A 12,777-nucleotide genomic window follows, 5' to 3' on the forward strand; every position below is an offset into this window, starting at 1 on the left:
CGTGGTCTCACCGGGCGAGGCCGAGCAGCCGGTCGAGGTCGATGTGGGCGCCGAGGTGATCGGCCAGCCGGTCCAGCACCCTGTCCACCTCGGCCTCGTAGCCGAGGTCCGACGGCGCCCCACCGAGGCGGCGCAGCCAGGCGCCCCGCTGCCGGTCGTCGGCGAAGAGGCCGTGCACGTAGCAGCCGGCGACGAGCCCGTCGGCCGAGACGGCCCCGTCCGCCGTGCCGTCGGCGAGGCGCAGCAGCGGCCGGGCGCGATCGGGGCCGTCGGTCTCGCCGACATGCATCTCGTAGCCGGCGAAGGGCGCGCCGTCGGCCGCCGAGATCCCGGCCACCGGCCGCAGCAGCTTGGCCCCGGTCAGCACCGTGTCGACGGCGAGAAGGCCGAGCCCCGGCACGGTGCCGGGCGGCCCCTCGATGCCGTCGGGGTCGGCGACGCTGCCACCTAGCATCTGGTAGCCGCCGCAGAGGCCGAGGACGCGGCCGCCGCGCCGCGCATGCGCCAGCACGTCGATGTCCCAACCGTTGGCGCGGAGCGCCGCGAGGTCCGGGATCGTGGCCTTCGAACCCGGCAGGATCACGAGGTCGCAGACCGGAAGGGCCTCGCCCGCCCGCACGAGCCGCAGATCGACGTCGGGCTCGAGCTTCAGCGGGTCGAGGTCGTCGAAGTTGGAGATGCGCGGCAGCACCGGCACGGCGACGCGCAGCTTGGCGCCCCCGCGGCCGGGCTCGCGCCGGCCGAGCGCGACGGCATCCTCGGCGGGCAGGCGCGCGGCCTCGGCGAAATGCGGCACGAGGCCGAGCGCCGGCCAGCCGGTGCGCTCCGCGATGAAGGCCATGCCGTCGGCGAAGAGCCCGGGGTCGCCGCGGAACTTGTTGACCAGGATGCCCACCACCATGGCGGCATCCTCCGGGTCGAGCACGGCACGGGTCCCGACGATCTGGGCGATGACGCCGCCGCGGTCGATGTCGCCGATCAGGACGACGGGCACGTCGGCGCGCCGCGCGAATCCCATGTTGGCGATGTCGTTGGCGCGCAGGTTCACCTCGGCGGGCGAGCCGGCGCCCTCCACCAGCACGAGGTCGGCGGCGCCGCGGATCCGGGCGAAGCTGTCCAGCACGGCTTCCATCAACCGCGGCTTCCAGGCCTGGTATTCCCGCGCCTTGGCATTGCCGATGACCCGGCCCTGCACCACCACCTGGGAGCCCACCTCGCTCTGCGGCTTGAGCAGCACGGGGTTCATGTGGACGGTGGGCGCCACCCCGGCGGCGCGGGCCTGGAGCGCCTGGGCCCGGCCGATCTCGCCGCCGTCGGCCGTAACGGCGGCATTGTTAGACATGTTCTGCGGCTTGAAGGGCAGGACCCTGAGGCCGCGCCGGGCATAGGCCCGGGCGAGGCCGGCGACGAGCAGCGACTTGCCGACGTCCGAGCCGGTGCCCTGCAGCATGAGGGCGCGGGCGCCCCGGCCCCCGCTCAGAACTCGATCCCCGCCTGCGCCTTCACCCCGGCGGCGAAATGGTGCTTGGTGGCGCCGAACTCGGTGACGAGGTCGGCGGCCGCCACCAGTTCCGGCTTGGCGTTGCGGCCCGTGACGACCACGTGGAGGTCCGGCCGCCGGGCCTGGAGGCTCGCCACCACGTCGGCGACCGGCAGGTAATCGTAGCGCAGCGCGATGTTGAGCTCGTCGAGCACGAGGAGCCGGAGGGCGGGATCGGCCATCAGCCCCTCCGCCTTGCCCCAGGCGGCGCCGGCCGCCGCCACGTCACGGTCGCGATCCTGCGTCTCCCAGGTGAAGCCCTCGCCCATGGAATGCCAGCGCACCAGCTCCGAGCCTTCGAGCATCCGGCGCTCCCCCGTGTCCCAGGCGCCCTTGATGAACTGCACGACGCCGACCGGCCAACCGTGGCCCAGCGCCCGCAGCACGAGGCCGAAGGCGGCCGTCGACTTGCCCTTGCCGGGGCCGGTGTTGACCATCAGCAGGCCCTTCTCGGCGATGGGCTTGGACGCCACCTCGGCATCCTGCACGGCCTTGCGATGGGCCATCTTCAGCCTGTGCCGGCGCGCGGCCTCGTCGGGGTTCGGGTCGTTCATGGCACGGGTGTAGCGCAGGCGGCGGCCGGGGTCACGGGAGGGCGGGCCGCCGGGCCTCGACCTCGGCCAGCAGGCGGGCCGATTGGCGCTTCGCCGCGACGCCGAGCCGCCACAGCGCCAGGGCCGTGAGGACGAGGCCGGCGGCCAGCACGAGGCCGTCGAGGCTCCAGGGCGAGCGGCTGGCGAAGGCCTGGCTGCCGGTGCGGCCGAGCTGGATGAACAGGACCGTCTGGGGGACGACGCAGACCAGCGTGGTGCCGAGGTATTCGGCATAGCCCATGCGGGAGATGCCGCAGGCGAAGTTGATCGCCGGACCCGGCACCGGGGACGCCAGGCGCAGCGGGCCGAGCACGCGCCAACCCTCCGATTCGAGCGCCATGAGGACGAGGGCCACCTTGGGCCGACGCGCCACGAAGCGGCGGGCGACGCCGCCGAACACGAAGCGCGCCAGCAGGAAGCCCAGCGTGGCGCCGAGGCCGCTGCCGAGCAGCGACGGCAGGATGCCGGGCCAGCCCAGGACCGCCCCGGCGCCGACGCAGACGACGGCGCGCGGCAGGATCACGACGCCGCCGAGCGTCAGCAGCCCCGCGACCGTCAGCGCCTCAGCCAGCACGGCGTCGCGGCGCCGGTCGCCCGGGGCTCAGTTCTTGGTGACGCCGGTCGCGACCGGGTCGGCCTGGGCCTGCACGTTGGCCCCCACGGTGTCGATGCCGTAGACGTCGTCGCGGAACTGCACGGTGCCGGAGGGGTCGGCCCAGCCGGTGAGGTAGACCCAGGCGACCGGCACGGCCTTGACGAGCTTGATGTCCTCGTGGTCGCCGGTCTTGACCTGGGTCAGCATGGCATCCTTGGTCCAGGTGCCGCCGGCAGCCCCGCTCGTGCCCTCCAGCAGCCAGGCGGCGAGGTCGAACACGCCCTCGACGCGCACGCAGCCGTGCGACAGGAAGCGGTAATCGCCGCCGAAGAAGCGCTTGGACGGCGTGTCGTGCATGTAGACGGCGAACTTGTTGGGCATGTTGATGCGGATGTTGCCCAGCGCGTTCGACGTGCCCGAATCCTGGCGCAGAATGTAGTTGGTGGCGCGCTGCGACGTCCAGTCGATGGAGGACGCGTTGACGACGTTGCCGGCCCCGTCGAGGATGCGGATGCGCTGCCGGCTGAGGTAGCCGGGGTCCTTCTGCATGTGCGGGATGATCTCGTTCTTGATGATCGAGGTCGGCACCGTCCAGGTCGGGTTGAGGTTGACGGCCTGAACCTTGGCGTCGACCTCGGGCGAGGCGTGGTCGGGCCCGCCCACCACCGCCACGTAGCGGTGCACCACCTTGCCGTTCTCCACCGCTTCGACCGAGGCCGAGGGGATGTTGACCACCACGTAGCGGTCGCCGAAGGTGATGTTGCGCCCCGCGAGCCGCTGCGCCGACGAGGCGAGTTCGGTGAAGCGCGTCCGCGCCGGCACGTTCATGGCCTTCAGCGTGGCGCCCGACACCACGCCGGTGTCCTTGAGGCCGTGGCGCGCCTGGAAGCGCTTCACGGCGGCGGCGAGGTCGGGACCCCACTTCTGCGAGAACATGCCGGCCGACAGGTCGGCGGGGTCGTTGCCGTCAGCCTTGCCGAGGTCGCCCTCGATGGCGAGGCGCAGCCGCAGCGTCGAGATGGCCTTGCCGGGCGAGGCGGCCGACACGGGGCCGGCGATCTCGGGCCAGCCGCCGGCATCGGCGATGGCGGCGTAGCGCTCGGAGGCCTTGGCGGTGGCGAAGAAGGTTTCGGCCGTCAGCGTCGGCTCGGGATCGGAGGACAGCGCCGTCTCGCGCGGAGGGGGCGGAGGCGCCACGTGCTTCTTGCGCGCCGGAGCCTGCGCGGCGGGGCTGGCGGCCTGGGCTGCCTGGGCATCGGTGGCGGGCGCCGGCGACACGGCGGTGCCGGCGGCCGCGGCGGCGTCCGGCTGGGTCGCGGCCGGAACCTTGGGCAGCGAGGCGGCGACCGGCGGAGCGGCCGGGACCGACGGGAGGTTGATGGCCGGTGTCGCGGCGGCGGCGGCGGCCGGAGCGGGCGTCGCCGCCGGGGCGGGAGCCGCGACCGGAGCGGGCGCGGCCGCCGGAGCGGAGGGCGCCGCCGGGGTGGCGGCGGCTGGTGGCGTCGTGGCCAGCGGCGCGGGCGACAGCAGCGGGGAGGACTGGGCCTGCGCCGCGGCCGCGAGGCCCATCAACGCCAGTCCCGACACCGTCACGCGGAGCGCTGCCCGCGACACCCGATTGCGCTTCATCTCAGCCGTCATCCGATCCATGCCCATCGCGACGCGGGCCCGAACGCTCGGGAGCGGAGCCGATCCGTCCCGGCCCGCGGCCGTTGCGGCCCTCGCCTTCCGGTAGGGCGACAATGCGGTGGATCCGTGGCCCCGGAGCCGGCCGGGCCGGAGCGGGATGGCCCGGTGACGGCTTTCGATCCGGCTGTTGCAGCGCCGCAACAGCGTCGAAGCCCCGAGGAGACGGCGTCCTCGGGGCGGGGACGACGTCAGGGCGCCGGGGCCTTTGGCGCCACGGTGGCGGGGGCGGGCTGAGCCGGGGCGACCGACGGCGCGGCGCCGGCGATCGCCGTCACCTGCAGCTGCGAGAACTTCCAGGTATCGACCTGGTTCTTCTCCGACTGGGCCCGCATGCCGATCTGACCGCCGCCATCGGGCACCTGACCCTTCACGGTGGCGAAGGGCTTGTCGTTGATGAGGGCGGTGATGTCGCTGCCGACCGTGCGCACCTCGAGCACGTTGTTGGAGCCCGCCGGCCGCTTGATGTCGTCCGTCTGCTTCCACTCGACGACGTCGATCCACTTGCCGTTCACCTTGCGGGTGATCTCGGCGAAGCCGCTCGGCGTGACCATGAACATATAGTAGTTGTCATAATCCTTGGCCCAGAAGATCGGGCCCGCCATCGTGTTGTCGTTGTCGTCGAGCTTGTTCGGCGTGCGGACCGTCAGGCAATAGTCGGCATCGGTGAACAGGATGCCCTTGTAGACGAGGAGGTTCGAGATGTCGGGCTGGGGCTTGACCTTGACCTTGCCGTCCTCGACCTGCACGTCGGGGCTGTCGAAGCCCCAGGACGCGTCGACCTGCTTGAAATCGTCGGAGAACAGCACCTTCCCGGTGCCGCAGGCCGAGGCGGGGTTCGCGGCGAGGAGCGCGACTGCGGCGAGGCCGGCGGAAAGCGTCAGTCTCATACCCAAACTCCTGGCCAATCGAATCGCAGCGTCAGCTGTGCCGTGAACGCGCGGCGCGCGATTCCGTTCGGGCGACGTCCGCATTTCAGTCGTCGACCACCACGATGTGCAGGCGCCGCGGGCCGTGGGCGCCCAGGATCAGGGTCTGCTCGATGTCGGCGGAGCGCGACGGACCGGTGACGAAGTTCAGGGTGCGCGGCATGGTGCCCTTGCCGTACCGGTCCCGTACGCGGCCCAGCACCGCCTCGTAATCGCCGGCGACGTCCCGCGCCGCCACCACGACGATGTGGTTGTCGGGCAGGAAGTTCAGCGAGGTGGGGTTGTCCTGCCCCGAGACCAGGGCCAGCGTGCCGCTTTCCGCCACGGCCGCGAAGGCGCGGCTGAGGCCGTTGATGTCGGATCCGTCGGAGGGGCCCGCCGTCACGTCGATCGTGGTGCCCCCCCAGGGCATGGCGGCGAGGTCGGGGTCGGCGCCGCGGCGCAGCGTGGCGGGGAGGTTGTTGTCGCGGAGGAAGCGGGCGACCTCGCCCGGCACCTCCGCCGCCGACGCCACCCGGGCCACGGTGGCGGCCGAAGCCTCGGCCTTCTCGCAGAACAGTGCCACCCGCGCCGGCTCGGGGAGCTGGCCGCGGGCCGGGATGACGCCGGGCCGGGCCGCCGCGATGCGCCCCTCCACGGCGTCGCGCCGCGGCGCCTCGCGGCCGGTGACGCCGAGCGAGCGCCGGATCGTGCCGAGGACGGTGTCGCGGGCCTCGCTCATGCGGCCCTCTTCGGCTGGGCGCGGCGGTTCTTCCACTGGCTCTGGAAGGTGGCGCCCTGGGGCGCCGGCATGTCGCGGTAATCCGTCCAGCCCTTGGCGAGCGGCAGCGAGGCGAAGCGCCCCCGGTTGCCGCCGGCGATGCTGAGGGCCCGCATGGCGAGGCCCGTGGCGAGCCGATACAGCTTCGGCCGCGACGCGAACCAGCCCCAGACGCCGAGGCCGCCGCGGACGGCGGCGGGCTGGAGGTGCCGCTCGAACTCGCGCTCGCGCCAATGGCGCATCAGCTTCGGCAGCGGGATCCGCACCGGGCACACGCTTTCGCAGCGCCCGCAGAAGGTGGAAGCGTTGGGCAGGTGGCCCGCCGTCTCGACGCCGATCAGCGCCGGCGTCAGCACCGCCCCCATCGGGCCGGGATAGATCCAGCCATAGGCGTGGCCGCCCACCGAATGGTAGACCGGGCAGTGGTTCATGCAGGCGCCGCAGCGGATGCAGCGCAGCATCTCCTCGAAGCTGGTGCCCAGCATGGAGGAGCGGCCGTTGTCGATCAGCACGACGTGGTATTCGTCCGGCCCGTCCGGATCGTCGGGGCGCTTGGGGCCGGTCGACAGCGTCGTGTAGACCGACATCTCCTGGCCGGTGGCGGAGCGCGCCAGCACCCGGAGCAGCTGCCCCACGTCCTCCAGCGTCGGCACGAGCTTCTCGATGGAGGCCAGCACGACGTGCACGCGCGGCAGCAGCTGCGTGAGGTCGCCGTTGCCCTCGTTGGTGACGATGACCGAGGTGCCGGTCTCGGCGACGAGGAAGTTGGCGCCCGTCACCCCCACGTCGGCTGCGAGGAAGCGCTCGCGCAGGATGCCGCGCGCTTCAGCCTGCAGGCTGTAGTGGGAGGAGATGTCGCGCGACGCGTCGAGGTGGGTGTGGTGGCGGCGGAAATCCGCCTCGACCTGGTCGCGCGTCAGATGCACGGCGGGGGCGATGATGTGGCTCGGCACCTCGCCGCGCAGCTGCACGATATATTCGCCGAGGTCGGTTTCGACCGGCACGAGGCCGGCCGCCTCGATGGCCTGGTTGAGCCCGATCTCCTCGGAGATCATCGACTTGCCCTTGGTGACGGTGCGGGCGCCGACGCGGCGGCAGATGTCCAGCACGGCTTCGCGGGCCTCGGCGGCGTCGCGGGCGTAGTGGACGTGTCCGCCCGCCGCCGTCACCTTGTCTTCCCAGGCCTCGATGTAGAGGTCGAGGTTCTCGAGCGTGTGCTGCTTGATGTCCCGGGCCGAGTCGCGCAGCGCCTCGAACTCGGGCAAAGCCTCGGCGGCGGCGGCGCGCTTGGCGATGAAGGCCTGCCGGACATGCCCCAGCGCCTTCTGCAGGTCGCGGTCCTCGAGCGCCCGGTGGGCGTTGTCCTTGAACTGCGGCGATGTCGGGTGGATCGTCATGGTGCCCTCCGGGCAGCAGGCCTTCAGAGTCTGGGGATGTCTCGAATCCGTGCCCCAAAGCGTCGCGTCGCTCGCGGGAACGGGCCTCCGTTCAAAGGCTCTCAGTCCTTGAGGTGGTGCGGAGCGCCGATCGGCGCCGCCTCCGTCATGTCGGCCAGGATCTCGGCGACGTGGCGGACCTCCATGGTGGACCCCATGCGGCTGAGCTTGCCGGCGATGTTCATGAGGCAGCCGAGATCCCCCGCTACCAGCGTGCCGGCCCCGCTTTCCACCACGGTGGCGGCCTTGCGCTCGACGATGGAGTTGGACAGCTCGCCGTATTTCACCGCGAAGGTGCCGCCGAAGCCGCAGCAGACGTCGGTGTTGCGCGACTCGACGAGGTCGAGCCCCCGCACCGTGCCGAGCAGGCGGCGCGGCTGGTCGCGCACGCCGAGTTCGCGCAGGCCCGAGCAGCCATCGTGGTAGGTCACAGGCCCGTCGAAGGCGGCGTCGACGCGCTTCACCCCCATGACGTCGGTGAGGAAGGACACGAGCTCGTGGGTGCGGCCCGCGAGTTCCTCCGCCTTGCGCAGCATGTTGGGGTCGTCGGCGAAGAGTTCGGGATAGTGGCGCTTGATCATGCCGGCGCAGGAGCCCGAAGGCGCCACGACGTAGCGGTAGGAGGCGAAGGCCTCGATCACCTGCACGGCGATGGTGGCGGTGGTGGCGCGATCGCCGGAATTATAGGCCGGCTGACCGCAGCAGGTCTGGGTCGGCACGTCGACGATGCAGCCGGCGTCCTGCAGCAGCTTCACCGCCGCGAAGCCCACGGAGGGCCGAAACAGGTCGACCAGGCAGGTCACGAAGAGGCCGACCCGCACCTCGCCCCCGGCGCCCCCGCGCGATGCCGCCGCCATGCTCGCCAAACTGCCCGCGCCTCCCGATGCCGTTCCCCTGATGTAGGAGCCGGGGGGGTCCAGCGTCAATGCGGCAAGCGCGGCCGGCGCAACCATGTCGGGCGGCGACCCGTTCCCCGGCCGTAAGGACCGGGACGGCCATGCGGCCAGCCCCCGGTCCCGCCGAGGAGGATCACCATGGAACGACGCATCCTGCTGGCCGGCCTGCTGACGGGCGCCGCCGGTGCCACGCTGGCGAGCCGAGCCGCCCTGGCGCAGGCCACGACGCCGCCCGCCCCCGCCCCCGCACCCGCCATGAAGATGGACATGCCGGTGTCGGGCCTGTCCGATGCCGTGAAGGCGCATATCAAGGACACGATGGCGGTCGGGTCGCTGTCCCTGCTGACGAGCCGCATCGCCCAGGCGAAGCTGAAGCACCCGATGGGCAAGCAGTTCGCCGACTTCGAAGCCGCCGAGCAGGACGGCATCGCCGACGTGCTGAAGGGCCGGATGATGCCGGGCGTCAAGCCCATGGGCACCATCAAGCCGCCGACCGATGCCGAGGCGGAGGGGAACCTCGACGCCGAGGGGAAGGCCGCGGTCGAGAAGTTCCGCACCATGGGGGACGGCCCGGACTTCGAGAAGAGCTACATCCAGGCCCAAATCGACGGCCACAAGAAGCTGCTCGGCATCCAGGACACCTATCTCAAGGTGGCCGACGACGAGACCGAGACGGCCATCGCCAAACTGGCCCAGGGCCGCATCCAGGAGCACCTCGTGATCCTGGCGGATATCCAGAAACATCTGGGCTGAAGCAGAGGCCGGCGCCCCGACCCATCGCGCGGGCGGGCGCCAGCCATCACGGTTTTCGATCGAACCCGCCGCGACCGGGGCCCCGAGCCGACATCCACGGTGGCATCAGCGCCGCTTGTGGCCGGCATCTCGCTTATGCGTTGGATCGCTCGCGCCCGCGCCGCCATGGTCCGCCTCGCCCTTCCGCCGGCGAGACGCCCCCATGCCCTCCGATCCAGCCCCGACCATCCCGGCCCTGCCGCGCCCTGCCCGGTGGGGCGCCGCCGCCATCCGCTTCCTGGCCTTCGGGCTGCCGGCCCAGCTGTTGCGCGCGGCGTTCCTGCCCGGCGCGGCAAATCTCGCGGACCTCACCGACCACCAGTTGACCGACATCGGCGTCCAGCGTTCCGACCTTCCACGGGGTTGGGGTGGCGCGGCCGACGCCGAGATCGCGGCGCGGCTCGGCTCCGGCCGAGACCGGAGCGGCTGGTGACATCGCGCGGGCCTGGGCGCCGGGAGCGAGGCCCGCCTCCCGTCAGCGCCGCAGCAGGAACACCGCCTGTTGGCCGAAGAGGTTCCAGCGCGCCGGGGCGCCCTCCTTCATGACGCGCCCGTGCCGGTCGAGCACGATGCCGCGCTCGATGGTGGCGCCGATGTCGCCGGCGAGGTCGAGGAAGTCGCGGATCGTGCAGAAGTGGATGTTGGGCGTCTCGTGCCAGGAGATCGGCAGCGTTTCGGTCACGGGCATGCGGCCGCGCAGGCCGAGCTCCAGCCGCACGCGCCAGTGGCCGAAGTTGGGGAACGACACGATGGCGCGGCGCCCGATGCGCAGCATGTTCTCCAACACGGCCTTGGGGCGGCGCACCGCCTGCAGCGTCTGCGACAGGATCACGTAGTCGAAGGCGTCGTCGGGGTAGGTGGCGAGGTCGGTGTCGGCGTCGCCCTGGATGACCGACAGGCCGCGCGCCACGCACAGGTTCACGCCGCCCTGCGACAGTTCCAGGCCGCGCGCATCGACGCTGCGGGTGTCGGCGAGCAGGCTGAGCAGCGCGCCGTCGCCGCAGCCGAGGTCGAGCACCCGGGCGCCGTGGTCCACCATGTCGGCGACGAGCTGCAGGTCGTTGCGGGCCTCCTCGCGCCGGGCCGGGCGGCGCTGCGCCGTGGGGTCGAGGCCGGACACGCGCGGCGGGCTCACGCCTCCGCCCCGGCGCCGTCCGGCAGGCCGCGGGCCCGCGCCGCCGCCGCGATGAAGCCGCGCGAGGTCGTGATGAGGTCCGGCACGTCGAGCAGGAAGGCGTCGTGGCCCTTGTCGGTCTCGATCTCGACGAAGGAGACCGAAGCCCCGCCGGCGTTGAGCGCATGCACGACGGCGCGCGACTCCGAGGTCGGGAACAGCCAGTCGCTGGTGAAGGAGGCGACGCAGAACCGCGTCTTCGTGCCCCGGAAGGCGCCGGCGAGCTGCCCGCCGGTGTCGGCCGCGAGGTCGAAATAGTCCATGGCGCGCGTCATGTAGAGGTAGGAATTGGCGTCGAAGCGCTCGACGAAGCTGCGGCCCTGGTAGCGCAGGTAGCTTTCCACCTGGAAGTCGGCGTCGAAGGTGAAGGTGGGGGCCGCCCGGTCCTGCAGCTTGCGGCCGAACTTCGCGTGCAGCGCCTGGTCGCTGAGGTAGGTGACGTGGGCCGCCATGCGGGCGACGCCGAGGCCCTTCTCGGGCCGCGTCCCGGCGTCGATGTAGCGACCGCCGCGCCAGTCCGGGTCGGCCATCACGGCCTGGCGGCCCACCTCGTGGAAGGCGATGTTCTGCGACGAGTGCCGGGCCGCCGTGGCGATCGGCATGGCGGCGAAGACCCGCTCCGGATAGGAGGCGGCCCATTGCAGCACCTGCATGCCGCCCATCGAACCGCCGACGACGCAGAACAGCGTGTCGATGCCGAGATGGTCGACCAGCATGGCCTGGGCCCGCACCATGTCGCGGATCGTGACGACCGGCAGGTCGAGCCCATAGACGCGGCCCGTCGCCGGGTCGAGCGAGGCCGGCCCCGTGCTGCCGAGGCAGCCGCCCACCACGTTGGAGCAGACGACGAAGAACCGGTCGGTGTCGATGGGCCGGCCCGGCCCCACCATGGCGCCCCACCAGCCGGGCTTGCCGGTCACCGGGTGGATGTTGGCGACGTGCTGGTCGCCCGTCAGCGCGTGGCACACCAGCACGGCGTTGGATTTTTCCGCGTTCAGCGTGCCGTAGGTCTGGTACGCCACCGTGAGCGGCGCGATCGCGCCGCCCGAATCGAGCGCCAGCGGGCGGTCGGCGGGAAACGTCACGACGAGGCTGGTGGGGGTCTCGGCCTCCCGGCTCGGCATTGATCTGACTGCGCTCGTCGCCACCGGCTCGTCCCACTCGCGTTCTCTCTACCGAACGCTCCGTTCTGTATATAGGATTTGAGGGCGGAGCCGGTCAAGCGCCGCGGCGGGCGGGTCGGCCTCGGCGGTCCCGCCTTGCCTTCGGGCGCGGGGTCCCGCACAGGATTGGCGATGCGCCACGGTTTCTCCGCCCCCCTGCCCTCCGGACGGCCCCCATGCCGCCCCCGCGCGGGAGCGCCGCCGTCCTGCCTCGCGCGCGGGGGAGCGCCGCGATGAGCGACCCCGCCGGGGCCGACCGCGGGCCGGAGGGCGGCGCGCCGCGCTCCTTCGCGGCCCTGCGCGACCTGCTGCTCGAACGCCGGGCGACCCTGCCGAAGCGCCTCGCGCAGGTGGCGGATTTCGCGCTCGACAACCCGGACGACATGGCCTTCGGCACGGTGGCGGCGGTGGCGGACCTCGCGGGCGTCCAGCCTTCCACGCTGGTGCGCTTCGCCCAGGCGCTGGGCTACGAGGGCTTCTCCGACCTGCAGACCGTGTTTCACGCCCTGCTGCGCAACCGCTGGCCGGATTACGAGGAGCGGCTGCGCGCGCTGTCGCCGGACAGCGCGGCCGGGCCGGCGGCGCTGCTGGCGGGCTTCTGCGAAAGCGCCTCCCTGTCGCTGTCGCGCCTCCAGGAGCGCACGAGCGGCGAAGCGCTGGAGCGCGCCGTCGACGTGCTGGCGGGGGCCGACACCATCTACGTGCTGGGCCAGCGCCGCACCTTCGCGGTCGCCGCCTACTTCGCCTATGCCTTCGCCAAGCTGAAGATCCGCTGCGTCCTCGTCGATAACGTCGGCTCGCTCGGCCCCGACCAGGTGGCCTTCGCCGAGGCCAAGGACGCGCTCCTCGCCGTCAGCTTCGCGCCCTACACGCCCTCGACCATCGAGATCGCCGAGCGGCTGGCCTCGCGCCTGCCCGTCGTGGCCATCACGGATTCGCCCTTCTCGCCGCTCGTCGCCAGCGCGCGCGTGTGGTTCGAGGTGGCGGAGGCCGACTTCGGCGCCTTCCGCGCCGTGTCGGGCACCTTCGCGCTCGCCATGACGCTGGCGGTGGCGGTGGGGCAGCGCCGCGCCAAGAGTTGAGGCGGGGCCGGGCGGCCCCGGCGGGCGATCGGCCGGAGCCGGACCGGAACCGCGAGGCCCCGGGCCAGCGCAGGGTCACGGCCATGGTCGTGATGATTGCCGGGGGACAGGACGTCCAGCCCGCCCGGCCG

At 72.5% G+C, this 12,777-nt stretch carries 13 protein-coding genes; 3 read left to right on the forward strand and 10 right to left on the reverse strand.

The features are described 5' to 3' along the window. Positions 1 to 7 precede the first annotated feature (7 nt). The 8 genes from D3272_RS02940 to D3272_RS02975 all read right to left on the reverse strand — a co-directional run bounded on the left by D3272_RS02940 (position 8) and on the right by D3272_RS02975 (position 8,396). Complete coding sequence (locus tag D3272_RS02940; RefSeq protein WP_129217594.1) at positions 8 to 1,450, reverse strand: cobyric acid synthase; 1,443 nt, start codon at positions 1,448 to 1,450, stop codon at positions 8 to 10. A 26-nt stretch (positions 1,451 to 1,476) separates the two neighbouring features. Beyond that, the gene (gene cobO / locus D3272_RS02945; protein ID WP_129217595.1) at positions 1,477 to 2,094 is read right to left on the reverse strand and encodes a cob(I)yrinic acid a,c-diamide adenosyltransferase; all 618 of its coding nucleotides are present in this window, start codon (positions 2,092 to 2,094) and stop codon (positions 1,477 to 1,479) included. A 31-nt stretch (positions 2,095 to 2,125) separates the two neighbouring features. Beyond that, positions 2,126 to 2,707, reverse strand: a complete 582-nt coding sequence (locus tag D3272_RS02950) for a TVP38/TMEM64 family protein (RefSeq protein WP_129217596.1) — start codon at positions 2,705 to 2,707, stop codon at positions 2,126 to 2,128. A gap of 27 nt (positions 2,708 to 2,734) precedes the next feature. After that, a complete protein-coding gene (locus D3272_RS02955) occupies positions 2,735 to 4,357 on the reverse strand; it encodes a L,D-transpeptidase family protein (RefSeq protein ID WP_245496354.1) in 1,623 nt (540 codons plus the stop codon). 248 nt (positions 4,358 to 4,605) lie between these two features. Further along, the gene (locus D3272_RS02960; protein WP_129217597.1) at positions 4,606 to 5,304 is read right to left on the reverse strand and encodes a hypothetical protein; all 699 of its coding nucleotides are present in this window, start codon (positions 5,302 to 5,304) and stop codon (positions 4,606 to 4,608) included. An 85-nt stretch (positions 5,305 to 5,389) separates the two neighbouring features. Then, on the reverse strand, positions 5,390 to 6,064 hold the full coding sequence (locus D3272_RS02965) for a LutC/YkgG family protein (RefSeq protein WP_129217598.1): 675 nt from the start codon (positions 6,062 to 6,064) through the stop codon (positions 5,390 to 5,392). Further along, positions 6,061 to 7,500, reverse strand: a complete 1,440-nt coding sequence (locus tag D3272_RS02970; RefSeq protein WP_129217599.1) for a LutB/LldF family L-lactate oxidation iron-sulfur protein — start codon at positions 7,498 to 7,500, stop codon at positions 6,061 to 6,063. Before D3272_RS02970 ends, D3272_RS02965 begins: the two co-directional genes overlap by 4 nt. 101 nt (positions 7,501 to 7,601) lie before the next feature. Continuing rightward, positions 7,602 to 8,396 carry a (Fe-S)-binding protein gene (locus D3272_RS02975; RefSeq protein WP_129217600.1) on the reverse strand — a complete coding sequence of 265 codons (795 nt, stop codon included), beginning with the start codon at positions 8,394 to 8,396 and terminating at the stop codon, positions 7,602 to 7,604. A 177-nt stretch (positions 8,397 to 8,573) separates the two neighbouring features. Here D3272_RS02975 and D3272_RS02980 point away from each other — a divergent pair, with 177 nt between their 5' ends. Both D3272_RS02980 and D3272_RS02985 read left to right on the forward strand, forming a co-directional pair. After that, on the forward strand, positions 8,574 to 9,188 hold the full coding sequence (locus tag D3272_RS02980) for a DUF4142 domain-containing protein (protein ID WP_129217601.1): 615 nt from the start codon (positions 8,574 to 8,576) through the stop codon (positions 9,186 to 9,188). Between the two features lie 202 nt (positions 9,189 to 9,390). Continuing rightward, positions 9,391 to 9,660, forward strand: coding sequence for a YjiS-like domain-containing protein (locus D3272_RS02985; protein WP_129217602.1), 270 nt, complete (start codon positions 9,391 to 9,393; stop codon positions 9,658 to 9,660). Positions 9,661 to 9,702: 42 nt separating this feature from the next. Here D3272_RS02985 and metW read toward each other — a convergent pair whose 3' ends face one another. Then, positions 9,703 to 10,266, reverse strand: a complete 564-nt coding sequence (metW, locus tag D3272_RS27630; protein ID WP_207210116.1) for a methionine biosynthesis protein MetW — start codon at positions 10,264 to 10,266, stop codon at positions 9,703 to 9,705. Positions 10,267 to 10,358: 92 nt separating this feature from the next. Continuing rightward, on the reverse strand, positions 10,359 to 11,525 hold the full coding sequence (gene metX / locus D3272_RS27635; RefSeq protein WP_207210117.1) for a homoserine O-acetyltransferase MetX: 1,167 nt from the start codon (positions 11,523 to 11,525) through the stop codon (positions 10,359 to 10,361). 272 nt (positions 11,526 to 11,797) lie between these two features. Between metX and D3272_RS02995 the strand changes: the two genes are divergently transcribed. Further along, positions 11,798 to 12,646, forward strand: coding sequence for a MurR/RpiR family transcriptional regulator (locus tag D3272_RS02995; RefSeq protein ID WP_129217603.1), 849 nt, complete (start codon positions 11,798 to 11,800; stop codon positions 12,644 to 12,646). The last annotated feature ends 131 nt before the right edge of the window (positions 12,647 to 12,777 follow it).

Origin of the sequence: Lichenibacterium ramalinae, from assembly GCF_004137085.1 — a bacterium.
GTDB lineage: Bacteria > Pseudomonadota > Alphaproteobacteria > Rhizobiales > Beijerinckiaceae > Lichenihabitans > Lichenihabitans ramalinae.